Source organism: Niveispirillum sp. SYP-B3756 (genome assembly GCF_009495745.1).
Lineage (GTDB): Bacteria > Pseudomonadota > Alphaproteobacteria > Azospirillales > Azospirillaceae > Niveispirillum.
The window spans coordinates 204,193-227,601 of record NZ_WIDQ01000004.1 but is presented as its reverse complement, the minus strand read 5'-3'; the positions used below and the strand labels follow the sequence as shown (position 1 = coordinate 227,601).

23 protein-coding genes are annotated in these 23,409 nt (G+C 65.0%); 16 read left to right on the top strand and 7 right to left on the bottom strand.

All coding sequences use genetic code 11. The annotated features are described in order from the left end of the window. Positions 1-21: 21 nt before the first annotated feature. The 3 genes from GE253_RS10875 to GE253_RS10865 all read left to right on the top strand — a co-directional run bounded on the left by GE253_RS10875 (position 22) and on the right by GE253_RS10865 (position 2,745). Positions 22-930: a type II CAAX endopeptidase family protein gene (locus GE253_RS10875; RefSeq protein ID WP_173012591.1), complete on the top strand. Its 909-nt coding sequence runs from the start codon at positions 22-24 to the stop codon at positions 928-930. Positions 931-1,114: 184 nt separating this feature from the next. Continuing rightward, entirely contained in the window at positions 1,115-1,861 is a 747-nt protein-coding gene (locus tag GE253_RS10870) for a CPBP family intramembrane glutamic endopeptidase (protein WP_173012590.1), read from the top strand. Next, complete coding sequence (locus GE253_RS10865; RefSeq protein ID WP_153204154.1) at positions 1,858-2,745, top strand: type II CAAX endopeptidase family protein; 888 nt, start codon at positions 1,858-1,860, stop codon at positions 2,743-2,745. Before GE253_RS10870 ends, GE253_RS10865 begins: the two co-directional genes overlap by 4 nt. Positions 2,746-2,752: 7 nt before the next feature. Here the strand turns inward: GE253_RS10865 and tenA are convergent, their stop codons facing one another. Together tenA and GE253_RS10855 are read right to left on the bottom strand one after the other, a co-directional pair. Beyond that, on the bottom strand, positions 2,753-3,466 hold the full coding sequence (gene tenA / locus GE253_RS10860) for a thiaminase II (RefSeq protein WP_153204153.1): 714 nt from the start codon (positions 3,464-3,466) through the stop codon (positions 2,753-2,755). Further along, complete coding sequence (locus GE253_RS10855; protein WP_089286280.1) at positions 3,466-3,780, bottom strand: ferredoxin family 2Fe-2S iron-sulfur cluster binding protein; 315 nt, start codon at positions 3,778-3,780, stop codon at positions 3,466-3,468. Before GE253_RS10855 ends, tenA begins: the two co-directional genes overlap by 1 nt. Before the next feature lie 195 nt (positions 3,781-3,975). On the opposite strand from GE253_RS10855, the gene GE253_RS10850 reads away from it, so the two are divergent. Together GE253_RS10850 and GE253_RS10845 are read left to right on the top strand one after the other, a co-directional pair. Then, complete coding sequence (locus GE253_RS10850; protein ID WP_153204152.1) at positions 3,976-5,310, top strand: MFS transporter; 1,335 nt, start codon at positions 3,976-3,978, stop codon at positions 5,308-5,310. Next, the gene (locus GE253_RS10845) at positions 5,307-5,885 is read left to right on the top strand and encodes a DUF3833 domain-containing protein (RefSeq protein WP_247878601.1); all 579 of its coding nucleotides are present in this window, start codon (positions 5,307-5,309) and stop codon (positions 5,883-5,885) included. Before GE253_RS10850 ends, GE253_RS10845 begins: the two co-directional genes overlap by 4 nt. An 8-nt stretch (positions 5,886-5,893) precedes the next feature. On the opposite strand, the gene GE253_RS10840 is transcribed toward GE253_RS10845, so the two are convergent. From GE253_RS10840 to GE253_RS10830, 3 genes are all read right to left on the bottom strand, one after another. Further along, positions 5,894-8,869, bottom strand: coding sequence for a transglycosylase domain-containing protein (locus tag GE253_RS10840; RefSeq protein WP_247878600.1), 2,976 nt, complete (start codon positions 8,867-8,869; stop codon positions 5,894-5,896). 337 nt (positions 8,870-9,206) lie between these two features. Next, on the bottom strand, positions 9,207-9,332 hold the full coding sequence (ykgO, locus tag GE253_RS10835; RefSeq protein ID WP_029014073.1) for a type B 50S ribosomal protein L36: 126 nt from the start codon (positions 9,330-9,332) through the stop codon (positions 9,207-9,209). A gap of 138 nt (positions 9,333-9,470) precedes the next feature. Continuing rightward, a complete protein-coding gene (locus GE253_RS10830) occupies positions 9,471-10,415 on the bottom strand; it encodes a methyltransferase domain-containing protein (protein ID WP_247878599.1) in 945 nt (314 codons plus the stop codon). A 467-nt stretch (positions 10,416-10,882) separates the two neighbouring features. On the opposite strand from GE253_RS10830, the gene GE253_RS10825 reads away from it, so the two are divergent. The 4 genes from GE253_RS10825 to GE253_RS10810 all read left to right on the top strand — a co-directional run bounded on the left by GE253_RS10825 (position 10,883) and on the right by GE253_RS10810 (position 14,177). Then, complete coding sequence (locus GE253_RS10825; RefSeq protein WP_089286286.1) at positions 10,883-11,482, top strand: cold-shock protein; 600 nt, start codon at positions 10,883-10,885, stop codon at positions 11,480-11,482. 214 nt (positions 11,483-11,696) lie between these two features. After that, a complete protein-coding gene (gene ggt / locus GE253_RS10820) occupies positions 11,697-13,517 on the top strand; it encodes a gamma-glutamyltransferase (protein WP_247878598.1) in 1,821 nt (606 codons plus the stop codon). Positions 13,518-13,594: 77 nt separating this feature from the next. Then, positions 13,595-13,873 (top strand): type II toxin-antitoxin system RelB/DinJ family antitoxin, encoded by a 279-nt coding sequence (locus GE253_RS10815; protein ID WP_153204149.1) that lies wholly within the window; start codon positions 13,595-13,597, stop codon positions 13,871-13,873. Continuing rightward, complete coding sequence (locus GE253_RS10810) at positions 13,851-14,177, top strand: type II toxin-antitoxin system YafQ family toxin (RefSeq protein ID WP_153204148.1); 327 nt, start codon at positions 13,851-13,853, stop codon at positions 14,175-14,177. Before GE253_RS10815 ends, GE253_RS10810 begins: the two co-directional genes overlap by 23 nt. Before the next feature lie 6 nt (positions 14,178-14,183). On the opposite strand, the gene tsaD is transcribed toward GE253_RS10810, so the two are convergent. Further along, positions 14,184-15,248 (bottom strand): tRNA (adenosine(37)-N6)-threonylcarbamoyltransferase complex transferase subunit TsaD, encoded by a 1,065-nt coding sequence (tsaD, locus tag GE253_RS10805; RefSeq protein ID WP_153204147.1) that lies wholly within the window; start codon positions 15,246-15,248, stop codon positions 14,184-14,186. 80 nt (positions 15,249-15,328) lie between these two features. On the opposite strand from tsaD, the gene hemC reads away from it, so the two are divergent. From hemC to GE253_RS10770, 7 genes are all read left to right on the top strand, one after another. Next, complete coding sequence (gene hemC, locus GE253_RS10800) at positions 15,329-16,285, top strand: hydroxymethylbilane synthase (protein ID WP_153204146.1); 957 nt, start codon at positions 15,329-15,331, stop codon at positions 16,283-16,285. Next, the gene (locus GE253_RS10795) at positions 16,282-17,001 is read left to right on the top strand and encodes a uroporphyrinogen-III synthase (protein ID WP_153204145.1); all 720 of its coding nucleotides are present in this window, start codon (positions 16,282-16,284) and stop codon (positions 16,999-17,001) included. Before hemC ends, GE253_RS10795 begins: the two co-directional genes overlap by 4 nt. Positions 17,002-17,023: 22 nt before the next feature. Next, a complete protein-coding gene (locus GE253_RS10790; protein ID WP_153204144.1) occupies positions 17,024-18,499 on the top strand; it encodes a mitofilin family membrane protein in 1,476 nt (491 codons plus the stop codon). After that, positions 18,496-19,803, top strand: a complete 1,308-nt coding sequence (locus GE253_RS10785) for a heme biosynthesis HemY N-terminal domain-containing protein (protein WP_153204143.1) — start codon at positions 18,496-18,498, stop codon at positions 19,801-19,803. Before GE253_RS10790 ends, GE253_RS10785 begins: the two co-directional genes overlap by 4 nt. A gap of 92 nt (positions 19,804-19,895) precedes the next feature. Then, a complete protein-coding gene (locus tag GE253_RS10780) occupies positions 19,896-20,891 on the top strand; it encodes a cobalamin biosynthesis protein (protein ID WP_153204142.1) in 996 nt (331 codons plus the stop codon). A gap of 320 nt (positions 20,892-21,211) precedes the next feature. After that, a complete protein-coding gene (locus GE253_RS10775) occupies positions 21,212-21,760 on the top strand; it encodes a DUF4189 domain-containing protein (protein WP_153204141.1) in 549 nt (182 codons plus the stop codon). Between the two features lie 246 nt (positions 21,761-22,006). Next, on the top strand, positions 22,007-22,999 hold the full coding sequence (locus tag GE253_RS10770) for an NAD(P)H-dependent glycerol-3-phosphate dehydrogenase (RefSeq protein ID WP_153204140.1): 993 nt from the start codon (positions 22,007-22,009) through the stop codon (positions 22,997-22,999). Positions 23,000-23,032: 33 nt separating this feature from the next. On the opposite strand, the gene GE253_RS10765 is transcribed toward GE253_RS10770, so the two are convergent. Then, positions 23,033-23,344, bottom strand: a complete 312-nt coding sequence (locus tag GE253_RS10765) for a hypothetical protein (protein WP_153204139.1) — start codon at positions 23,342-23,344, stop codon at positions 23,033-23,035. Positions 23,345-23,409: the final 65 nt, after the last annotated feature.

Below are 23,409 nucleotides of genomic sequence, written 5' to 3'. Positions count from 1 at the left end.
GTGCATCTGCTGGGGGTACGGATGGGGGTGAGGCTGACGGACTATCTGGGCGGATTGGTCGTTTTCATCTGCTTGAGCGCTCTGACGCTGGTTCTTGCCGTCTGTATCGGTACCATCATTGTCGCGCTGGCCGGCCCCTCCGTGCGGCCTTCGGTAACCGGCCTGATGGGCCTGGCGCTAATGGGCAGCCTGTTATGGGCCCTGCATGGCAGTTTACGCCTGCAGGGGCGCAACCTGATGAGTGTCATTGCCCCCGGCCAGCGCCTGCATGGGGCGATGTTCCTGCGGTCGGCGCTGGTCTATATGCTCTGCATGACGGTTGTCAGTGCCCCGCAAGCCTTGATGGGGAACCTGCATATCGGCCTGCCATCCCTCAGCCAGTGGCTCTGGCTCCCGGCGCTGGTCGTCGGCTTTGCCGGGCAAACAGCGGCAGAGGAGGCCGTCTGTCGCGGCTATCTGGCACAGGCATTTCAGATATTGTGTCGTAATGCGGCCCTGGCGGCCGTGCCTGTCGCGCTGATCTTTGCCGCCCTGCACCTGAATTTCCCGCTGGAAAAGCGGATGGGTTTGATCGGCTTCTCCCTCTTCGCCTCCTACCTGACCTGGCAGTTCGGCCGCCTGGAAGCGACGATCGGCGTCCACATCGCCCATAATATGTTCATCAGTGTTTTGGCGAAGAAAGCCCCAGGTTTCCCCTCGCTCCGTGAGACAGCAGCGAAAGCGACATTGCCATCACTGGATCTGTCCGGCGTGCTTGCCTTCCTTGTAACACTTCTCCTCACGGCACTGCTGTACTGGCTGTTGGGTGTTCGTACCGGCTTTATCGAACAGGGCTGGCGCCCCCGAAGCAGAACGGACAGACAGATGTCCCAACACAGACGAAAATCTATTATAGACAGAATATCTATTCAAAGGCGAAATCATGAATAGTCATTTTCAATATATTAATTTTCTCCAACGTCAGCCGGGCACACCTGTGCACAGGCTGGGAACTGAGATGAAAATATCTATCACCCATTACATCGGCGGCTTTTTCATATTTTTATTTATATATTTATTCTCTTCTATGGTTTTAGGCCTTTTTGAACAAATATATCATCTGCACACTATGCACATGCCGGAAAGCCCGATCACGCCCTGGCTGTTAGAAATCAGCCAACTCTTGCTGATCGGCCTGGGACTGCTGGCCCTGCACTGGACCTTGGGCCTGCAAGGCCGTGACCTGATGAGCGTGATCGCCCCCGGCAAGCGGCTGGATGGGGGGATGTGGTGGCGTGCAGCCCTGGTTTATGGGCTCTGTTTCAGCCTCATGATGTTGCCATTCCCCTTCATGGACGAGACGCCATGGGCGTTACCGTCGGTAACAGCGCTGCTCTGGCTGCCGGCCATGCTGCCGGCATTCGCCCTGCAGACAGCAGCGGAGGAGGCTTTCTGTCGGGGCTATCTGGCCCAGGGCTTTCAGGTTCTGTTCCGCAATGCGGCTGTCGCGGCCCTGCCGGTGGCGGTGATTTTCAGCCTGCTGCATGGCTGGAATGGTGGGGAAAGGCAGGTTTTCTATTGGGGCCTGTCGCTATTCGCCTCTTACCTTACCTGGCGGTTCGGGCGGCTGGAAGCGGCCATGGGGGTGCATTTTGCCCATAATATCCTGTTCACACTGTTCGGAACCGGGGGCAAAGGGTTGCCCGGCATGTCGGAGAAGATGCAGCCGGACGAGATGGCCACCTTCCCGATTCCCGACATGTTGCTCGCCGCCCTTATCCTGGCGGTCCCGTTTCTGCTTTACTGGCTGCTGGGTATCCGTACCGGCTTCATTGAACATGGCTGGCGCGGCAAGCCGGCACCCCAAACGGAAACAACATGATCCTCCCCTCCCCTTCCCGCCCTTTCCCCGTGCCCGTGGACCGGTATGGGCTGGAAAATGGCCATTCCCGCCTCTCCTATCTGGTTGCCCTGCTGGTCTTCGGCTTCCTTTATATTGGGGTCAATCTGCTCGCCGGCGGGGCCCTGGTGGCCATGGGCAAATCAGCCAGCGGCTATCTCTTCTCCTATCTGCTGCTGGGCTCCACCATTCTGGGGCTGCCGCTGGTGCTGTTGACGGCGCGGTTCGTCCATAAGCAATCCGCTATGAGCCTGATTGCCCCTGGTCGGCGGCTGGATGTCGGCATGATCGGGCGCTCGGCCCTGGTCTTTTCCCTGCCGCTGCTGGCCACTTTCGGCTACGGGTTCTGGGCGGGGGATATCGGGCCGGTGCGGGTGGATTGGGTCACGTTCCTGGCGTTGACGCCGCTGACCATCCTGCTGTTCTGTTTTCAAACCAGCACGGAAGAGGTGATTTTCCGGGGTTATCTGTCCCAGGGGCTGATGGTGCTGTGCCGCAGCCGTATCGCCGTAGCCCTGCTTTCCGCCGCCTTGTTCACCCTGGCGCATGAAGGCGGCATCAATGAAAGCCTGTGGTCCGTGCGGGCAGAGATTTTCACCACCGCCCTGTTCCTTTCCGCCGTCAGCTTCCAGACCGGGCGGCTGGAGGCGGCGATGGGCATCCATCTGATCAATAATGTGCTGTTCGGCCTGCTGAATGGCAGCGCGGACCTGCCGCTGCCAGCCTTGGCCGAACGGTTGGGAGAGGTGGAGGAATTTGCCGGGCTGGGCGATGCGGCTTTGTTCCTTGCCATTCAGGTGGCTGCCTTTGGCTTTTACTGGCTGGTGGGCCTACGCAGCGGCTTTGTCAAAGGCACGCGGGGGTAATCTCTCCCTATGACAGCAGCCCCAACCCCATATCCCAGAACCCAGCCTCAAGCCGGCTGGCCGCATCAAAAGTACGGGTCAGGTCGCTAAAGCGGGCATCACCGCCGCGCTTCAGGCTCAACCGGTCCAGCAGGGCCACCTGGACGGCCGCCACGGCGCGATATTCCGGGTCGGCATACATGGCGATCCAGTCGGCATAGGGGTTGCCGTCCAGCTTCGTCGCCGGGTCGGCCAGCAAGGTGGCGGCAATTTCCGCATAGCCGACGATGCAGGGGGCCAGCGCCACATGCAGATCCAGCAGGTCGCCCGCCAGCCCACGTTCCAGCACGAACCGGGTATAGGCCAGCGTGCCCTGGGCCTCTGCCGTTGCCTGCATGGCGGCTTCATCCAGCCCCCAGCCAGCGCAATATTTCACATGCAGGCCCATTTCCAGATCCAGGATGGCCGACATGGACCGGGCCGCCGCCCGCATGTCCGCCAGATCATCCGCCTTGAAGACGGCCAGCGCATAGGCGCGGGCGAAATGGATCAGGAACAGGTAATCCTGCACCAGATAATGCCGGAAACAGGCTTCCGGTAACGTACCATCGCCCATGCGGCGCACAAATTCATGCGCCACATAGCGATCCCAGGAAGGACGCGCCGCTGAACGCAGACGGTGGAACAGCCCGCCCGGCGTGGCCAGATCGGGCAGTGTCTGCGCGGCCAGCGGCGTTCCCATTACTTCGCGCCGGGAAGCTTGACGGTCAGGCCGTCCAGTTCCTCGGTCATGCGGATCTGGCAGCCCAGGCGGGAGGTCTTGGTCAGGCCAAAGGCCAGATCCAGCATATCCTCCTCGTCCTCTTCCGCGTCCGGCAGCAGATCGTACCATTCCGGCGTCACCACCACATGGCAGGTGGAGCAGGCCAGGGAGCCTTCGCAGGCCCCTTCCAGGTCGATATCGTGACGGCGGGCGATCTCCAGGATCGACAGGCCCAGCGGGGCATCCACCTCACGGCGGGTGCCATCGGTCTCAATGAACACCATTTTCGGCATCGCGCCAAAACTCCCAGCAACCGGAATGCACCCCCGATCAACCGGGGGCCCTTTATTTCAGTCAGCCTTGTTACGAATCCACAGCGTCCGAGTCCAGCGCCGTTTTGGCGCGGGTGGGCATTGGCGGCGGCAGATCGCGCCCTATCTCCTCTCACCTGCCCTTTCGGCCCCTGTTTTGCTGCCAAGGAAACCGCTATGGCATCCCCGCCTTTGCGCCGGCAGGTCCTGCTGGCCTATGGCGCGCCGGCCCTGCCGCTGGCGGTGCTGCTGCTGCCCACCTACATCTTCCTGCCGGCCCATTATGCCCAGTTGGGCCTGTCCCTGGGCACGATCAGCCTGGTTCTGCTGGCTGCGCGGCTGTGGGATGGCGTGACCGATCCGCTGGTGGGTGCCTTGTCCGACCGGTTTGGCGGACGGTTTGGCCGGCGACGACCCTGGATCGCCGCCGGCCTGCCGCTGACCTGCCTGTCGCTCTGGTTTCTGCTGGTGCCGGGGGAATCGGCCGGCTGGCTGCACCTGCTGGGCTGGAGCATGGCGCTCTATCTCGGCTGGACGCTGATGGTGGTGCCGCTGACCGCCTGGGGGGCGGAACTGTCCGGCGATTACCACCAGCGCACCCGCATCAATGGCTATCGGGAGGCGGCGGGCGTGCTGGGCACCATGGTGGCCCTGGTGCTGCCGTTTGTGTTGGGTGCCGGGGCGGCGGGGCAGGAGGGGGCGGCGCTGCGCCTCTTGGCCCTGTTCATCCTGATCAGCCTGCCGCTGCTGACCCTGGCCGCCCTGCTGCTGGTGCCGGACCCGCCCTGGCCCCTGGCGGGGACGGCGGCGCAGGCGGCAACCCCAGCCTCTGGGGGTTGGCGGGCGATTCTGGGCGATGGGCCTTTCCGCCGGTTGCTGCTGGCCTACCTCATTAACGGGATGGCCAACGGCCTGCCGGCCCAGCTTTTCCTCTTCTTCGTGCAGCATCGGCTGGGCGAAGGGGGGCGGGCCGGGCTGCTGTTGCTCTGTTATTTCGCGTCGGGTCTGCTGGCGGTGCCGCTGTGGCTGGGGTTGAGCAAAATCTGGGGCAAGGACCGGGTGTGGCGGGCTGCCATGCTGTGGAACATCGCCTGGTTTCTGCCGGTCTTCTGGCTGGGGGCGGGGGATTTTCTGCCCTTCCTGCTGGTCTGTGTGATGACGGGGCTGACGCTGGGCGCCGATCTGGTGCTGCCCTCTGCCATGCAGGCCGATGTGGTGGATCTGGATACGGCCACGCATGGCACGCCACGAGCCGGCCTGTTCTTCGCGCTTTGGGGGCTGGCGACCAAGCTGGCCACCGCGCTGGCCGCGCTGGGGCTGGGGGCCGCCGGGCTGTTCGGCTTCACGCCCGCCGGCCCCAACGATGCCGAGGCGCTGACCGGGTTGACCCTGCTTTATGCCGGGTTGCCCATCCTGTTGAAATTGCTGGCCATCGCCCTGTTGTGGCGCTGGCCACTGGACCAGACGGCGCAGGCCGCCCTGCGCCGCCGGATAGAGGCACCAAGCCCATGATGCGACCATTCCTGCACTCCCTGTTGCCGCTGCTTGCCCTTCTCACCGTTCTGACTGGCTGTGACACGATGAAACCCGAACAATTCGCCAAACAGACCCCTGCCCTGGCGCTGGAGGAGTATTTCCAGGGCCAGACCCGCGCCTATGGCATCGTGGAGGACCGGTTCGGCAATGTGCGCCGGCAGTTCGTGGTGGATATCAAGGGCGCGTGGAACGGCAGGGAACTGACCCTGGATGAGAATTTCGACTGGAGCGACGGGGAGAAGGAACGGCGCGTCTGGGTACTGACGCGCCAGGGCCCCAACCAGTGGGAGGGCCGCACCCAGGATGCCATCGGCACGGCCAAGGGTGTACTGTCCGGCAATGCCTATAACATGGTCTATGATTTCAATTTGAAGATGGGCGAGGGCCGCACGAAGGTGCGGTTTGATGACTGGATGTTCCTGATGCCAGACGGGATGCTGTTGAACAAGGCGACCATCAGCAAATTCGGCATCCATCTGGCCACCGTCACCATCGCGTTTCGTAAGGATGTGCCGGGCGTGGCGGCCGGATCGCGGCAGGCGGCGGAGTAACCCCTGACCTACCGCCCCCGTTCCGCCGTCTGCGTATCCCCGGTCAGCAGCGGCGACAGGGCCGGGGCTAAAATCTTCAGCAATTGCGCTGGTAGGGCCGATGTGAAGCGATATTCCGCCGCCACTGGCCCATGCACATGGGCGGTGATGACGCCGAAGAAACGGTCGCCGACATAGAAGACAAAGGTGGCCGTGCGGTTGACCACCTTGCTTTCCAGCACCACCCCACCCGGCCCATAGCGTTCCAGCCGCTGATCACCCGTGCCGGTCTTGCCGCCGACGGGGATTTCCTTGCCGTCAGCGGCGGTAAAGGCGCCCTTCACCCGGCGGGCCGTGCCGTTTTCCACAATATCCATCAGATGACGGCGCACGGTGCGGGCCACTTCCGGGGCCATCACCTGTTCGGCCTGATCACCCAGATGCCCCGGCACGAAGGCGGTTTCATAGGGGGTGCCTTCCGCAAAATGCAGCCGGTCGATGCGCAGCGTCGGCAGCCGCACCCCATCATTGACGATGATGCCCATCAGTTCCGCCAGTGCCCCAGGACGGTCAGCGGAACTGCCGATGGAGGTGGCGTAGCTGGCCAACAGGCTGCCGAACGGATAGCCCAGCTTCTTCCATTCCGCATGGATACGCTCGAACGCCTCCTCCTCCAGCACGATGCCGATTCGGGTGTCCTGCGCGCGTTTGGAGCGCGACGAGAACAGCCAGCGATAGCTTTCCTGGCGCGGCTTGCTGCTGTCCTTCAGCATTTCGGCGCGCTGCGGCTTGGGGCTGTCCTGCAGATAGGCCACCAGCCACAATTCCAGCGGATGCACCCCGGCCATATAGCCGCGATCGTTCAGCGACCAATTATCGGGGGCATATTTCTCAAACAAGGCCGCCACCTGGGCCGCGGGCGGGGCACCCGCCGGCACATGGCGTTCCAGGAAGGCCGTCAGGTCTGCTTCGCTGGCATTGGGCCGGGCGGAACGGAAGATCACCGCCAACCGTTCCGGTGTGGGCCGCACCCGCCGGGTCAGTTTCTCCAGCGCCTGGTCTGGATTCATGCCCTTATAATCGCCCCAGAATTTATTCAGGAAGGTGGAGCCTTCCTGATCGGCGAACTGGGCCAGATAGGTTTTGCGGGCGGGATGGCGCGGATCATCCAGCACATCATCCTTACGCGCCGGACCTTCGGCAATGTAATGGTTGACGATATCGCGCATCAGCCGGATGAACACCAGATTGACGGAATGGCGAAAGGCTTCCGCTAGGCTCATCACCCGTCCATCATCCTTGTCATCGAAATTGCCGAAACTGTGCAGGCCGCCGCCGGTGAAGAATCGCTCGCCCGGATTGGCGGAATATTGCCGCTGCATCGCCTGATCCAGCAGGGCCGACAGGCTGATGCCCGGCTGTTCGGCCATGCTGTGCAACACCCATTGGGTCAGCCGGTCCGGCGCATCCAGGGCGGCGGCTGATAATTCATAATCCTGCCGGCTGGCATAACGAGCGTGCAGCTTGGCCACAATCTCCAGATATGTGACCAGGGTGCGCAGCTTGGCCGTCGATCCCAGGTCCAGCTTGGCCCCTTCATTCAGGTCCAGCGGCTGGGGCAGCGTGTCCACCTGCACCCGTACCAGATTGGCCGCCGCCGTGCGCTCGAACAGGGTGACGGAATAGACGACGCGGGCCGGGTCCGCATCATTCAGCAGCCGTTCCCCCACCAGCCCCAGGGCGCGGGCCTGCACCGGATCGGCCAGTTTCTGCAACGTTTCCGTCACCCGCATCTGGGTGGTCTGGTCCAGGGTGGTATCCACCGTCAGGTCCAGCCGGTCCAGGGCGTAGAGGCTCTGCACCCCCAACATGCCCAGCAAGCGGGCGCGGATGGCGTTGGTGGCCTTCTGCTCCACAAAGGATGGCTCGGGGATGGCCGGCGGCTCATCCTTGAAGCGCAGCGGAAAATAGCGCGACGCATCGGCCAAGGCCGGATCCACCACGCCCGCCCGTTCCAGCAGGGTCAGGTGGGCATTGGCCAGATCGTTCAGCGCCTTGCGCCCACTGGCCCCCAGATAGGCCGAGGGCCGACGCTGGGCCAGCAGCAGGCTCAATACCTGTTTATAGACAATGGCCTGGGTCTGCAATTCCCGCTCATTGCGGGGGCGGGCGCGCAACAGATCATTGGCGCGGTTGAAATCGGTGCCGTACCAGGCCCACAGCCCATCGCCCAGCCCATTCACCTCTCCCAGGCCGGGGCGGGCCGACAGGGGCGTGGAATTGAGATAATCCACCAATATCTGGTGCCGTACCCGCGTTGTATCCGGCCCGAATCGATAGGCGCGCACCGAGGCCGACATCATCTGCCGCAGCTTTTCCACCCCGCTGCTGGTGCGGCCCTCCGGCGAATGGCGATATTTCTCGATCTGGGTGGCCAGGGTGGAACCGCCGGCGCGCGGATTATCCGGGTCCACCATCTTCAGCGGGATGGAGGCCACGGCCAGGGCGAAGCGGTCCCATTCCACCGCCGGGTTGCGGTGGGGAAATGTCGGGTCCAGCAGTTCCCGATTCTCGATGAACAGCAACGTATTGGCCACCAAGGGCGGCACCTCACCGAATCCGGCATAGGTGCGCTGGGGGTAACGGGCATCGAACAGGGCCAAGCCCCGGTCATCGCGCAGCGTCAGCCCACCGGCCGTCTTCTCCGGATAGGGGGCGAATCCGCCGAAATCAATGTAATCGCGCAAGGCCGGGCTGGGCCGCGCCTGCAGGTCCACCCGATAGGCGGCGGCCACCAGCCGTTCGACGAATCCAGGAATGGCGCTATAGCCCAGCCGCTGATCATAGGGGCCGTTTCCAGGGAACCGAATGTCAGGATTGGGGCCCGGCTCCACCCGATAGGTCAGGTCGGACGCATAGCGCGCCAGCACTTCGGCCTGCAGGTCAGAACTGCGCATCTCATACCAGCCGGCCAGACCGGCACCGCCGGCCAAGGCCAGCGTCATGCCCCAGCTCATCCACCGGTAAAAGCGCGGCGACGCCATATCCCCCCGACCACTCTCCCTCAGCGCCTATGATGCGGCAAGGCTTTGCAACAGCGCGCGGCATACCATGCTTTACGGCAATCGTGCCATGGCCCTGGCCTTCGTCAAGCTTGACGACAGCCAGTGTGCCAAGCGGATGATTACCCCGCAACGACCATCGCCGCCATCTATATAAATGAATTAACACGCCAATGGCGAATTAGGGACACCAAACAGCGAAAACCGCGCCACCAGGGGTGGGCGCGGTTTCAGCATACCGGTGAGGGAAAACCCACACCGGCCAACCCGAACACCAATATCAGCCCTGACGGGCCTTGAAACGGGGGTTCAGCTTGTTGATGACATAGACACGGCCCTTGCGGCGGATGACGCGGCAAGCCTTGTGGCGGGTCTTCATCGACTTCAGCGAATTGACGATCTTCATGGTGAGCTACTCGGCGCTGGAGGCATGTTTTGCGAGGCGCGGACATAATCACAACACCCCCCGCCTGTCAACCGACAGGGGCGGAAATCCGCTGCAACCCCTCTCTGCGGGGCTGAAAAGCGACATTTCCCGCCCCGCCTACTCCAGCTCTGCCGGTTTCAAGGCATAGAATCGGTAATAACGCAGGCCCGCCGACAGGGCCGCCACGCGGCGTGCCCACATCTCCACCTCCTGCACCACGGCGATCTTGGTGTCGCGGTCCATCGACACGGTCTCCAGATGCTTCACCAACGTCTGGATGGCGTTCAAGATCAAGGAGCGTTGGGTGTCGGAATTATCCTCCGTGATGCGGATATCCAGGTTTCGCTGCGCCAGGGCCGCCGCATATTGCTCCACCGTCCAGGGATTCGGTTCCACCGGTTCGGCCTGCAGCCAGCCATCATAATCACGGCCACGCAGTTGGCTATGGTCGAGCACATAATCGGTGAACAGCAGCTGACCACGCGGTTTCAGGGCCATTTCGATGCCGTCGATCAGCCCATCCTTATTGCGCACGGCAAAGAAGGCTTCCTTGGCGAAGATGGCATCCACCCGCTTGGACCAGCTGAAATTCTCCAGGTCGCAGGTCATCACCGGTGCCTGGCGCGCCAGCCCGGCCTTCTGGGACCGGAAGGCGCCGGCCTCCGCCAGAACCGGGTTGGGTTCCAGCCCCGTGACCCAGGCGCCATATTGCTGGGCCATGGCGCGGGTGGCCCCGCCCAGGCCAGCGCCGATATCCAGCGCGCTCATCGCCGGGTTCAGGCCCAGCGGCTTCACCAGCGTGGGGATGAACTCCTCGCTGCCCGGCGTACAGAAGCCGTGACCCCAGATTTTCTCCACCACCTCTATCCGGGTGGCGGTCCAGAGCGGCTTGCCGTTGCGGTTCAGATGCCGGCCAGTCGCCCCACCCGGACCCGCGGCCCCAGCCGAATCAGCCCCGCCCGCACCGCCATCCCCTTCATGCAGGCCAGCACGGCGGATAATGTCATAGCCTTCCCACCAAGCCAGGAACCTCTGCTTGAGCGTGGGAGGCGGGACAGCCATGTCGTCGCTGCTGCGGGTAGCGGCCATGCGGGCAGAGTTTCGTTATCCTGGAAGCGGTTCGGCCCACACATTACCCTTTCGACGCGCCGCGCGAAACAGTCTTTGGTGTGGCCGCAGGGCAACGGATTAACCTTTTTGGCCGTCATATACTGGTAATAGAAGCCGAAGGCCGATCCAGCCACAAGTGATGGTAAGGTTACTTTAACCATATTTGCTGCAACCGTTTTCCCCGGCCAGCCCACCGCACGCGTATGAATGCGGCAGCGTTTTAAGGGGCTATTCTTCCGCGTTAGGCGCGGCTTTCCTCGTGCATCCGCCGGATAGACGGTGTAAGTTCTATCTCGGGGTGGCTGCTCGATTGGTGCCTTGCGGATGTTCTTTCCGTTCGGCGCAGAAGCGGGTACTGTCCTTGCAGCCGGTCACCCGGTGAAGTTCCTGACAATTTCGACAGTCGAGTTCGAGACCACATGTACGAGCGCCGTTCTCCGCAGAGCCCGCAGATCACCCGTCGTAGCGTCACCGCTACGGTTAAATGGTACAACCCCACGAAGGGCTTCGGCTTCGTGACCCTGTCTGACGGGTCGCCCGACGCCTTCCTTCATGCCTCGGTCGTTCAGTCCGTTGGCCATGATGCGCTGGCCGATGGCACCACCATCGTCTGCGACCTGTCCCAGGGCCAGAAGGGTCCGCAGGTGGCCTCGATCCACAATGTCGACACCTCCACCGCTGCGGCCCCGCGCCGTTCGCCGGGTGGTCCGGGTGGTGATCGCTTCGGCGGTGGGGACCGTTTCGGCGGCGACCGCTATGGCGACGCCCCGCGCGCCCCGCGCGTTGCCCGTTCCTTCGACAACGGCCCGACCGAAACCATCGAAGGCGTGGTGAAGTTCTTCTCCGCCGACAAGGGCTTCGGTTTCGTGACCCCGGATGGCGGCGGGAAGGACGTGTTCGTCCACATCACCGCTCTGGAACGCTCGGGCGTGCGGGCTCTGACGCCGGAACAGCGCGTCCGTCTGCACACCAGCATGGGTCAGAAGGGTCCGCAGGCCAACCGCGTGGAAATCCTCTGAGCTTGGTCTCGGGCATTTCAGCAGGCTTTCGGGCCTGACGCTCTGCGTTAGCGTGCTTAAAGTCAGGTAAGGGGCGCCATCCCATGGATGGCGCCCCTTATCTTTTTCGGTTGTCGGGCATAGCGGCGTGACCTCCCGAGTCGGGGCTGGAAAAAATATGCGTCCGCAGCATCCCCATGTTGCAAATGCGTTGCGGTCCGGGTGACCATGGGCCATGGCCCCTCCGCCGGCCCTGGCCGGCCCAACCTTGGGACGGCTGATGCAATCCACTTTCCCCTCCCCTGCGCGGCTGACCCGCCGCCTGCTCACCGGTCTGGCTTTCGTGGCCCTGCTGGCCGGGCCGGCATTGGCCCAACTGGCCCCGGAGCCGGCCAGCCGGCAGACCGCCAAACAACTGGTCACTGCCCACCACCATATGGTGGTGGCGGCTAACCCGCTGGCGGCGGCGGCGGGGCAGGAGATGTTGCGCCAGGGCGGCAGTGCCGTGGATGCGGCCATTGCCACCGAACTGGTACTGGGTCTGGTGGAACCGCAATCCTCCGGCCTGGGCGGCGGTGGTTTCATGGTGCTGGCGGAACCGGGGGGCAAGGTCACCAGCTATGACGGGCGGGAAACGGCGGGGGCCGCCGTGACGCCGGACCTGTTCATCGGCCCGGATGGCAAGCCGCTGCCCTTCCCCACCGCACTGAAGGGCGGGCGGGCGGTGGGCGTACCCGGGCTGGTGGCGATGATGGCCCAAGCCCACGCCGCCCATGGCAAGCTACCCTGGGCCAAACTGTTCGAGCCGGCGATCCGGCTGGCGGAAGCCGGCGTGCCCGCCCAGCCGCGCATGGTGACGGTGCTGGGCGAATGGCAGAAGATGCTGGCCACCAGCACCGACATGCAGCAGGTCTTCTATCGCAACGGGGCCGGCGCCCCGGCGCTGGGGGAAATCTTCGCCGTTCCCGGCCAATTGACCACCCTGCGCCTACTGGCCAAGGCCGGGCCGGAGGCGTTCTATCGCGGCCCCATCGCTCAGGAAATCGTCGCCCATTTGAAGGAAGTCGCAGGGCCGAACGGCCCGCCAGTGCTGAGCCTGGATGATTTCGCCAGCTATAAGGCTGCCGAGCGCGATGCCGTTTGTGTCGCCTATCGGGTCTGGAAGGTGTGCGGCATGGGGCCGCCGTCGGGTGGCGGCATCGCCGTGCTGCAAATCCTGACCCTGCTGGCCCCGCATGATCTGAAGGCCATGGGCAAGGACAGCCCGGAGGCCTGGCACCTGCTGCTGGAGGCCAGCCGGCGCGCCCATGCCGACCGCGAGGCCTATATCGGCGACCCGGATCATGTGGCCGTGCCGATCAAGGGCCTGCTGGACAAAGCCTATCTGGCTGAACGGGCGCGCGGCATCGACCCCGCCCATGCGGCAACGGGCAAGGTGCCGCCCGGCAAACCGCCCACCCGCCAGGGTGCCCTGTCGCGCCCGGTGGGAATCGGGCTGGATATCCCCTCCACCACCCATATTTCCATTGTGGATGATGAGGGGCGGATGGTCTCCATGACCAATTCGGTGGAATTCGCCTTTGGCTCCGGTCTGGTGGCCGCCGGCATGGTGCTGAACAACGAATTGACCGATTTCGCCTTTGTGCCGGTGAAAGATGGTATACCGGTTTCAGGCGCGGTCGGCCCCGGTCGCCGGCCGCGTTCTTCCATGTCGCCGATGGTGGTATTCGATGCACAGGGCCGCCCCGTGGTGGCCGTCGGCTCCCCCGGTGGCACGGCCATCATCGGCTATGTCGCCCAGGCGCTGGTGGCCATGCTGGATTGGGGGCTGGACCCGCAGCAGGCGGTGAACCTGCCCATCCTGCTGAACCGTAACGGGGCTACCCAGATCGAATCACTGCCCCAGGCCGACCGGCTGGCCGAAGCGCTGGCCGGCATGGGGCATGTGGTGAAACGCGAAGCCATCAATAGCGGCGTCCACGCCATCCGCTGGACCGCGCAAGGCTGGCAGGGCGGCGCTGATCCAAGGCGGGATGGGGTGGCGGTGGGGGATTGAGCAAAGGGCCCCCGGTCCCCCTTGTTTATCCCCTCACTGTGAGACACATTGTATCTCAGCCTTGAGGAGATCATCACATGCCTGCGACCAGCATGGTCCATGTGCGCGTGGACGAAGAGACGAAGGCCCAAGCGACCGAAGCGTTGGCCGCCATGGGATTGAGTGTGTCCGACGCGGTGCGGGTCTTCCTGCGCCGCGTCGCTGTGGAAAAGGCCCTGCCTTTTCCGTTGAAGGTACCAAACGCAGAGACACAGCAGGCGATGGCGGAAGCAGAGGAAATTCTGCGTCAACACAGCGCCCGATTCAGTGACGCCAACAGCCTGATCGCCGATCTTGAAGAAAACAGCGGCAAGTAAGCGCGCCCTTCCACCGCGCCGGGCTGACTATACAAAGTCATTTCTGAAGGACTGGGACAGGTTGTCCCGTTCCGGTCGATATGACATGCCGTTGCTGAAGCGGGCACTTCTGTTGCTAATTGCCAATGATGGACCCTTGGGGCAGGAATGGCTTGACCACCCGTTGAAAGGCAACTGGCAGGGCTACCGGGAATGCCATATCGGCGGCGATTTCCTGCTGATCTACAAGATTGAAGCGGGCGCCGGCACAGAAACAATTATCTTCACCCGAACCGGCACCCACACCGATCTTTTCGACGAATAGTCCTGCTTACGCCTTCGCCCCCGCCTTCGCCGCAGCCGGGTCCAGTGGCCAGCGGGGGCGGGGGGCGAAGTCCAGGCCATCCACCAGCCCCAGGCGCAGCCGTTCCAGCCCAGCCCAGGCGATCATTGCCGCATTGTCAGTACAGAGCTTCAACGGCGGGGCCACGAAGTCGAACTTCCGCTTGGCACACAGCTTGGTCAGCCGTGCCCGCAAGATCTGGTTGGCGGCCACCCCGCCGGCCACCACCAGCGTCCGCCCGTCCGGCCATTGCTCGCGGAACAGCTTCATCGCCCGGTCACAACGGTCGATCAGGCTGTCCCCGACGGCAATGTGGAAAGAGGCGGCAAGGTCTTCCATGTCGGCATCGCTGGCCGCATTACCCAGTACTTCCACATGCCGACGCACTGCCGTTTTCAGGCCGGAAAAGCTGAAATTGCAATCCGGCCTGCCCTTCATCGGCACCGGCAGGGGGAAACGGCTGGGGTCGGTGGCCCGGTTTGCCGCCTGTTCCATCAACGGCCCGCCGGGATAGCCCAGGCCCATCAGCTTGGCCGCCTTGTCAAACGCCTCGCCCACCGCATCATCAATGGTGGTGCCCAGCCGGGTATAGCGGCCCACTCCCTCCACCGCCAGCAACTGGCAATGGCCGCCGGAAACCAGCAGCAGCAGGAAAGGGAACGCCACCCCGTTGGTCAGCCGCGCCGTCAGCGCGTGGCCTTCCAGATGGTTGACGGCGGCAAAGGGCAGGTTGCGCACGGCGGCAATGGCCTTGGCGGTCATCACCCCCACCATGACCCCGCCGATCAGGCCGGGCCCAGCGGTGGCGGCGATGCCGTCGATGCCATCCAGCCCCATGCCGGCCTCGTCCAGGGCCTGGCGGATCAGCCGATCCAGGTGTTGCAAATGGGCGCGGGCGGCGATTTCCGGCACAACACCACCATAGGGGCGGTGATCGTCAAGCTGGCTCAACACCACATTGGACAGCACGCGGCCCGGTGCCTCGTCGCCATCGGCGGCGACGATGGCGGCGGCGGTTTCATCGCAGCTTGTTTCAATTCCGAGTATGATCATGGGCAGGCAAGCTAGTCGCATGGCGCGGCCACGGCAAGGGAGGCTTCCCAGCGAAGCCATTCAAGGATATTGAAGCGGGTATGACAGCCCTACTCCGCATCGGCACGCGCGGCAGCCCGCTGGCGCTGGCGCAAGCCCACGAAACCCGCGACCGTCTGGCCGCGCGCTTCCCCGAACTGGCGGCCCCTGACGCCGTTGAGATCGTCACCTTCAAGACAGAGGGCGACCGCATCCAGGACCGCACCTTGATGGCGGCCGGCGGCAAGGGCCTGTTCACGAAGGAGATCGAGGAAGCGCTGCTGGATGGGCGCGTCGATCTGGCCGTGCATTCCATGAAGGATGTGCCGACCTGGCTGCCCGATGGCTTGGCCATCACGGCGCTGCTGCCCCGCGAAGACCACCGCGATGGCTGGATCAGCCCCAAGGCCGCCACGCTGGATGATCTGCCCGCCGGTGCCCTGGTGGGCACGGCCAGCCTGCGCCGGCAGGCGCTGGTGCTGATGCGCCGGCCCGATCTGCGCGTCATCGCCTTTCGCGGCAATGTGCAGACGCGCCTGCGCAAGCTGGAGGAAGGGCATGTCGATGCCACGCTGCTGGCCATGGCCGGCGTGCGCCGGCTGGGGCTGGCCGACCGCATCACCTCCGTGCTGGAACCGGATGTGATGCTGCCCGCCGTGGCCCAGGGTGCCATCGGCATTGAAACCCGAATCGATGATGATCGCACCAACGCCTATGTCACCGCGCTGAACTGTGCGGAAACGGCATCGCGTGTGGCGGCTGAACGCGGTGTGCTGGCCACGCTGGATGGGTCCTGCCGCACGCCCATCGCCGCCTTGGCGCTGATCTCCGGTCAGGCGCTGACCGTAAAGGCCCTGGTGATCCGCCCGGATGGGCAGCAATGGTTCACCACCGCGCGCAGCGGTGCCGTGGCCGATGCGCTTTCCATGGGGGTGGATGCCGGGAATGAGTTGAAGGCCAAGTTGCCATCCGACTTCTTCCAGGCCCCCAACGCGGTGGCCGACGGGCCGGTGGTGTGACCGGCATCCTGGTCACACGGCCCGAGCCGGGGGCCAGCGAAACAGCGGCCCAACTGACCCGGTTGGGCCATCAGCCGCTGATCTGCCCCCTGCTGGAGATTGTGTATCTGGATGCCCCCCTGGCCATTGGGCCGGATGTGGCGGCCCTGGTTGTCACCTCCCCCAGCGGGGTTCGGGCGCTGGCAAGGCTGACGCCCCGGCGTGACCTGCCGCTGTACAGCGTCGGTGATCGCACCGCCGATCTGGCCCGCCAATTGGGCTTTCACGATGTTTTTAGCGCTGCGGGTGACGTGAATGCCCTGGCTGACCTGATTGTGCGGGAACCGCCGCGCAGGGCCGGTCGTTTGCTGCATGTATGCGGGCAGGATGTGGCGGGAGATCTGGCCAGGCTGCTGCACCCCCATGGCATCCGGCTGGATCAGCACATTGCCTATCGCGCCCAACCGGCAGCGGCGCTGGATGGGCAGACAATGGCGGCGCTGGCCGATGGTCGGGTCAGCCATGTGCTGCTTTTTTCCGCCCGCACGGCGCGTTGCTTTGTTACCCTGGTGGAAAAGGTGGGACTGGCACCCGTGATGGCAGGGCTGACTGCCCTGTGCATCAGCCAGACCGTCGCCGAGGCTATCCAAGGCCCGGCATGGGGAGAGATCAAGGTTGCGGCATCGCCTGATGCCGCCCATCTGTTGGCATTATTGCCGCCCGGCATTGATGCCTGAACCGGTGTGTTAAGGAGGTTGAATGGCGGACGAAATGAACCGGGAGGCCCCTGTTGCCGGCAGCCCGGCGGAAAAGGCCCGCGCCCTCGCCACCGACAGCATTATTGAACGATTCGGCGGCATCCGCCCAATGGCCGGCAAGCTGGGCCTGCCCGCAGAAGATGTGCAGCTTTGGCGCAAGCGCGGCTTCATCCCCCTATCCGTCGCCGATGATCTGGCCGCCGCTGCGGCGGCCCATGGCATCACCCTGACGCGCGGGGAGATTGATGCCGCCAGCGCCCCCGAACAATCACCGACAGAAGCCGAACGCCGCCGTCTGGCCGAACTGGAGCGGGAAGTGACCGACAACCGAAACGACAAGGCCGAACGGCCAGCCCCCCCTACTACCCCACCCGCGAAACCCGCCCCCAGCCTGACCCCACCGCCGCGCCCGCGCGGTGGCCGGCTGCTGGGGGGAACGGCCCTGCTGTTGGCATTGGCCGCATTGGGGTTGGCCGGTTACAGCCATTGGCAGCAACAGGAAATGGCGCTGGCAGTCCCCGCCCCGCAGCCCAGCATCGACCAGACGCCGCTGGAATCACAAATCGCCGCCCTGCGCGCCGATGCGCAAAGTGACCGCGCCCAGGTGGCCGCCCTGGCCAAGCGGTTGGACAATGCGGAGGCCCAGCTTCGCCAATTGGCCGCCCTGCCCGCAGCCACCGCACCGGCCCCGGTGGCTACCGACGCGCCCGCCACACCACAGACCCCCGGCACCCCTGTGGACCTGGAACCGCAACTCGCCCCCCTACGCGATCAGGTAACGACTCTGGGTCAGCGGGTGGATGGGTTGGAGAAGCTGACCGCCCTGCTGCCCGGCCTGCATGACGGGCATAATGATCTGCGCCAGAAGCAGGAAGAATTGGGCGGGCGGGTTGATGTGCTGGAAGCGCGCAAACAACAGGCGTCTGCCGGTGAGGGGCTGGTGGTGGCCATTGGCCAATTGCAGACGGCCCTTGTCGCCGGTCGCCCCTATGCCAAGGAACTGCGCGCCGTGCAGGCGCTTACCCGCGATCATCCCGATCTGGCGGCCACGCTGGCGCCCCTGTCGGCCAGTGCCGACAGCGGGCTGGCCAGCGATGTAGCGCTGAACCGGCAGTTCCGCGATCTGGCCCCCGCCATCCTGGCCGCCGACCGCACCCGCAGCGATGCCAGTTGGACCGATCAGGCGCTGGGCCGGCTGTCCAGCATCGTCACCATTCGCCGCGCCTCTGGCGAAGTGGCGGGCGATGGGGCGGATGCGATCCTGGCCCGTGCGGAAGCCGCCTTGAATGACGGTGCCATCGCCAAGGCGGTGACGGAGATGGAGATGTTGGCCGGCCCGGCGGCGGAAAAGGCCGCCCCCTGGCTGGCGCAGGCCCGTGCCCGCGTCGCCGCCGAAGCCGCCGCCCAGGCGCTGGCCGATCTGGCGCTTGCCCGCCTGTCCGGCGATGCCGGTGCCAACGGGCAGGTGCGGCCATGAGGAAAGCCATCTTCCTGTTCATCAAGCTGGGTATCCTGGTGGCCGCCGCCGTCTGGATCAGCCAGCGCCCCGGTCGGCTGTCGGTGGAATGGCTGGGCTATAATATTGATATGCCGGTGGCGGCGGCCCTGGCCGTGCTGCTGGTGCTGCTGGCCTTAACGGCACTCTCCTACCGCCTGTGGCTGGCGCTGCGCCGGGGGCCGGGGGCGCTGGGACGGCGACGCAATACGAAGAAGCGCGAACAGGGCTATCGCGCCCTGACACAGGGTATGGTGGCCGTGGCTGCCGGCGATGCGGAAGCAGCCAAGCGCTATGCCGCCAAGGCGGAAAGCCTGCTGCATGAACCGCCGCTGACCCTGCTGCTGTCGGCCCAGGCGGCCCAGCTTCAAGGCGATGAACAGGCGGCCAGCCGCTATTTCAAGGCAATGCTGGAACGCAAGGAAACGGAATTTCTGGGTCTGCGCGGCTTGCTGACCCAGGCGATGAAGCGCGGCGACCGCGCCACCGCGCTTGAATATGCCCGTCAGGCCCAGGCGTTGCAGCCCAAGGCACAATGGCCCGCCGCTGCCTTGGCCGAACTGGAAGCGGCCAGCGGCAACTGGCTGGAAGCCGACAATGCCCTGGCCAAGGCACAGAAGACCAAGGCGCTGGGTAAAGACGATGCCCGCCAGCGCCGCAGCGCCCTGCTGGTGGAAGAAAGCCGCGCCGCCGACACATCCGGTCGGCCCGATGCGGCCTTGCAGGCAGCGCAGACGGCGTTTGACCTGGACCCTGCCCGCGTGCCAGCCGCCGCCCAACTGGCTCGGCTGCGCGCCGCCGCCGGCCAGCATTCCAAGGCCACCAAGGTGCTGGAACAGGCCTGGCGCATCGCCCCCCACCCCGATCTGGCCGCCGCCTGGGGGGAGGTGTCGCCCAAACAGACCCCGCTGGATCTGGTGAAACGGTATGAGGGGCTGTTGGCGCTTTCCCCGCAATCGCCCGATGCCCACCGCGCCCTGGCAAAGGCGGCCATCGCCGCCCGCCTGTGGGGCGTGGCGCGCAGCCACCTGAAAGAGGCGGAGGCGGTGGAACCCAGTGCCGCCACCTATCGGCTTTATGCCGAACTGGCGCGCGCCGAACATGGCGATGGCCCGCAGGCGCGCGACTGGCTGGCCCGCATCGCCAATGCCGACGCCGATGCCGGCTGGGCCTGTGGCAATTGCGGCACCGCGCATGAGGAATGGCACGCCGTCTGTGCGGCCTGCGGCGGGTTCGATAGTATCACCTGGCGTCGCCCACCCTCGCAATTGCCGGTGGCGGTGTGATCGCCGCCGGCCGCCGCAGAAAAGACTTTCAGCCATCCCCACAAGCGCACTAAACCCAAGGGATTGGCTGCAGGGGCTTGCGGGGTTTCAGGATGTTATTGCCTTATCTGGGTGGGGTGGATGCCCTGCTGCTGCTGGTCATTGCCATCGTGCTGGATGCCTGCGTGGGGGACAGCCCCTGGCTGGCCCGCCTGCTGCCCACCCCGGCCACGCTAGTGGCCCGCCTGACGGCCCGGCTGGACCGGCGATTGAACCGTATCGACCGCAGCGATGCCGCCCGGCGGGCACGGGGTGCGCTGGTCAGCCTCTGCCTGCTGCTGGGGGCGCTGGCCCTGGGGCTGGTGCTGGCCTTTGCCTTCCGGGAAGTGCGCTGGGGGGCGGTGCCGGAACTGCTGCTGCTGGCCCGCGCCCTTTCCATCCGCAGCGCCTGGACCGGCATGGGCCAGACGCTGAAAGCCCTGGAAAGCGGCGGGGTGGAAGCCGGACGGGAAGCGGTGGCCCCCCTGACCGACCGCCAGACCTGGAGCCTGGATATCCATGGCGTGCTGCGTGCCGCCATTGAAGGCGGGATGCTGCGGCTGGCCTGCGGGCTGGCGGCCCCCTTGTTCTGGTATGCCGTGCTGGGGCTGCCGGGCCTGCTGGGCTGGGCCGCCATTGACGGCATGGCGCAGGTGATCGGCCATGATGTGCCGCGCTTCCGCCAATTTGGCGGCATGGCGCGGCAGTTGCGGCGGCTGGCCGGCTGGCCGCCTATGCTGCTGGCGACGCTGGCCCTGCTGCTGGCGGGCCTGTTCGTGCCGGGCTGCAAGGCGCTGGGCGGCTGGCGGGAGCTTGCCACAGCCCGTCGCCACCCCTGGGGGCCGCTGGCCTTGCCGGTGGCCGCCGCCGCCGGCGCCCTGGACCTGGCCATGGCCGGCCCCCGGCGGGAGGGGGAACAGGTGGTGAAGGAACCCTGGCTGGGCCGGGGCCGCGCCCGGGCCACCAGCCGCGACCTGCGCGCCGCCATGGCGCTTTATGGCGTGGCCGGCCTGTTGCTGGTGGGGTTGACCGTCTCCGCCGGTTTGATCGCCGCCGGCCTGGGCTTGTGAGGGTGACCGCAAGCATAGGCCTAATATAGGCAATCCCATTCCCTTTATGGCGAAAGACAGTCCTTTACGGCAAAAATGGGACCAAATTTAAGAGCCTATTTGACTGTCACACGGCAAGTTCTTGAAAAATCTCCACAGCGTAATTTTTCCCGATTTTTATCGCTGGTCTGCGGAACAAGCCCGCTGTGATGTCGTTCCTTGTGCGATGCCGGGTTGGACATCACCCATCCACTGGGTCTTCTGATCGCCCCACCCAGGCAAAGTCCGGCAGCCGCCATGATGGTGGCGCCGACTGACATGCTGGCAAGGAGACAGACATCATGCATAAGACCACGAAGGCCGCCCTGATCGCCGCCGCTTTGATCGCCGCCCCCGCCACCGCTGCCTTTGCGCAGACCGATCCGCTGGAAAATCTCAGCCAGCCGGGCCGCGACGCCTACGCGGTTTACTTGAAGCTTTCCAGCCCCAAGGCCTTTGCCGTTGCTGAAGATGGCGCCATCGGCTACAGCGCCAGCGACGACAGCGCTACCGCCCGGGCCAATGCCCTGGCCCGCTGTGGCGAAGTGACCAAGGATGATTGCCGCATCTTCTCCGTCGACGGGCAGACCGTCGCCGAAGTGAAGGGGCTGAGCCCGGAACTGGCCCAGCTGGCCCGTGACAATACCGACGCCGCCGACCTGAAGGGCGAGGTGCTGGCCGACTATCAAAAGGCCGAAGGGGCCAAGGCCATTGCCATGTCCAGCGACGGTGCCTTTGGTTGGGTGGTCCGCGACAATGAGGAACAGGCCCGCCAGGATGCCCTGGCCCAGTGCCAGACCTATGGCAAGGAATGCTCCATCCAGGCCTCGGCCCCGGCCATGAAGAACTAACGCACTCATTCAACTGGAAAACAGGAACGACCGTCGCCCTCTCCCCATCGGGTGGCGGTCGGCAGACCGGCGGGACGGGGCCATATCCCCTGACCCACCCCGTTCCGTCGGTTCTTCCTGCCAGCGAAGGGCGGCCCCTCTCCCGGCCGCCCTTCTTGCTTGGGCGCGTCCGGCGCGCTAAGCCTTAGCCGGACCGGGACGGCCACCGCCGATCCTTAAAAAGACAAGCCTGAGGGGGAAGCCACCATGCGTCGCATCGCTGTCATCGGGGCCGGGGCCTGGGGCACGGCGCTGGCCATGGCCGCCGCCCGCGCGGGGGCTGAGGTGGTTTTGCAGGCCCGCGAGGCGGAATTGGTGGATACCATCAACCGCAGCCGCGAAAATAATATCTACCTGCCGGGCATCACCCTGGCCCCGGCCATCCGCGCCACCCAGAACATGGGGGACGCGGCATCCTGCGACGCCGTGCTGCTGGTGACACCGGCCCAGCATCTGCGCACCGCCTGTCGCACGCTGAAACCCCTGCTGGCCCCCGGTACGCCGGTCATCATTTGCGCCAAGGGGATTGAGATCGACACCGGTGCATTGATGACAGAGGCGGCGGCGGCGGAATTGGGCGGCCAGCCGCTGGCCGTGCTGTCCGGCCCCACTTTCGCGGCAGAGGTGGCCAAGGGCCTGCCCACGGCAGTGACATTGGCCATCGCGGATGAAACCATGGGACGCCGCATCATGGCCGCCATCGGTGGCCGCACCTTCCGTCCCTATCTGTCCGACGATCTGATCGGGGCGCAGGTGGGCGGGGCGGTGAAGAACGTACTGGCCATCGCCTGCGGCGTCGTGCACGGCCGGGCGCTGGGCGATAATGCCCGCGCCGCCCTGATCACCCGGGGTCTGGCGGAAATTGCCCGGCTGAGCATGACGCTGGGCGCAAACCCGGAAACCCTGATGGGCCTGTCTGGCCTGGGCGACCTGACGCTGACCTGCTCCTCCCTGCAATCGCGCAACATGTCACTGGGGGCAGCCCTGGGCCAGGGCCGCACGCTGGATGAGGTGCTGGGCGAACGCCGCTCCGTGGCGGAAGGGGTCTATACCGCCCGTGCCGTGGTGAAGCTGGCGGCATCCAAAGGTGTGGATATGCCGCTGTGCCAGGCGGTGGACGCCCTGCTGAACCATGGCGCCAGCCTGGACAGCGTGATCGACGGGTTGATGACCCGACCCTTCAAGCATGAGGGACTGTGAGGGGCGACCCTCGGCTTGTCGGCTGACAGTTCCTCACCGCAACAGCGGCAGTAACGCCACGCCGCCAATCACCAGTACCAGAAAGCCCAGGCTGACAAACAGCGTCACCTTGCGGCCCGTGGACATCGGCGTCACGGCGGCTGCGTCATCCGGCTGCTTGCGCGCCTTGAAATAGCCGATGGCACCCATCACCAGCATGGCACCGATCACCGACCCCAGGATGGTGGACACCATTGCCCCCGGGTCGCCCCCCTTCACCCCCCCTAGCCGGACCACGGCCACCACCATGCCGATGATGAAACCGATCAGCGCGTGTTTGATGATAGTCAGCGTACTGGTCTTCATATCCCACCCCCACTCTCGTTTTTGGATGGGATAAATTTACCTCTGCTATTTACCGCCCTCTATCC

Coding starts and splice junctions, on each gene's coding strand:
- GE253_RS10875 (WP_173012591.1), top strand. CDS start 22: ATGGGGGTGAGGCTGACGGACTATCTGGGCGGATTGGTCGTTTTCATC.
- GE253_RS10870 (WP_173012590.1), top strand. CDS start 1,115: ATGCCGGAAAGCCCGATCACGCCCTGGCTGTTAGAAATCAGCCAACTC.
- GE253_RS10865 (WP_153204154.1), top strand. CDS start 1,858: ATGATCCTCCCCTCCCCTTCCCGCCCTTTCCCCGTGCCCGTGGACCGG.
- tenA (WP_153204153.1), bottom strand. CDS start 3,466: ATGGGAACGCCGCTGGCCGCGCAGACACTGCCCGATCTGGCCACGCCG.
- GE253_RS10855 (WP_089286280.1), bottom strand. CDS start 3,780: ATGCCGAAAATGGTGTTCATTGAGACCGATGGCACCCGCCGTGAGGTG.
- GE253_RS10850 (WP_153204152.1), top strand. CDS start 3,976: ATGGCATCCCCGCCTTTGCGCCGGCAGGTCCTGCTGGCCTATGGCGCG.
- GE253_RS10845 (WP_247878601.1), top strand. CDS start 5,307: ATGATGCGACCATTCCTGCACTCCCTGTTGCCGCTGCTTGCCCTTCTC.
- GE253_RS10840 (WP_247878600.1), bottom strand. CDS start 8,869: ATGACGCTGGCCTTGGCCGGCGGTGCCGGTCTGGCCGGCTGGTATGAG.
- ykgO (WP_029014073.1), bottom strand. CDS start 9,332: ATGAAGATCGTCAATTCGCTGAAGTCGATGAAGACCCGCCACAAGGCT.
- GE253_RS10830 (WP_247878599.1), bottom strand. CDS start 10,415: ATGGCTGTCCCGCCTCCCACGCTCAAGCAGAGGTTCCTGGCTTGGTGG.
- GE253_RS10825 (WP_089286286.1), top strand. CDS start 10,883: ATGTACGAGCGCCGTTCTCCGCAGAGCCCGCAGATCACCCGTCGTAGC.
- ggt (WP_247878598.1), top strand. CDS start 11,697: ATGGCCCCTCCGCCGGCCCTGGCCGGCCCAACCTTGGGACGGCTGATG.
- GE253_RS10815 (WP_153204149.1), top strand. CDS start 13,595: ATGCCTGCGACCAGCATGGTCCATGTGCGCGTGGACGAAGAGACGAAG.
- tsaD (WP_153204147.1), bottom strand. CDS start 15,248: ATGATCATACTCGGAATTGAAACAAGCTGCGATGAAACCGCCGCCGCC.
- hemC (WP_153204146.1), top strand. CDS start 15,329: ATGACAGCCCTACTCCGCATCGGCACGCGCGGCAGCCCGCTGGCGCTG.
- GE253_RS10790 (WP_153204144.1), top strand. CDS start 17,024: ATGGCGGACGAAATGAACCGGGAGGCCCCTGTTGCCGGCAGCCCGGCG.
- GE253_RS10785 (WP_153204143.1), top strand. CDS start 18,496: ATGAGGAAAGCCATCTTCCTGTTCATCAAGCTGGGTATCCTGGTGGCC.
- GE253_RS10780 (WP_153204142.1), top strand. CDS start 19,896: ATGTTATTGCCTTATCTGGGTGGGGTGGATGCCCTGCTGCTGCTGGTC.
- GE253_RS10775 (WP_153204141.1), top strand. CDS start 21,212: ATGCATAAGACCACGAAGGCCGCCCTGATCGCCGCCGCTTTGATCGCC.
- GE253_RS10770 (WP_153204140.1), top strand. CDS start 22,007: ATGCGTCGCATCGCTGTCATCGGGGCCGGGGCCTGGGGCACGGCGCTG.
- GE253_RS10765 (WP_153204139.1), bottom strand. CDS start 23,344: ATGAAGACCAGTACGCTGACTATCATCAAACACGCGCTGATCGGTTTC.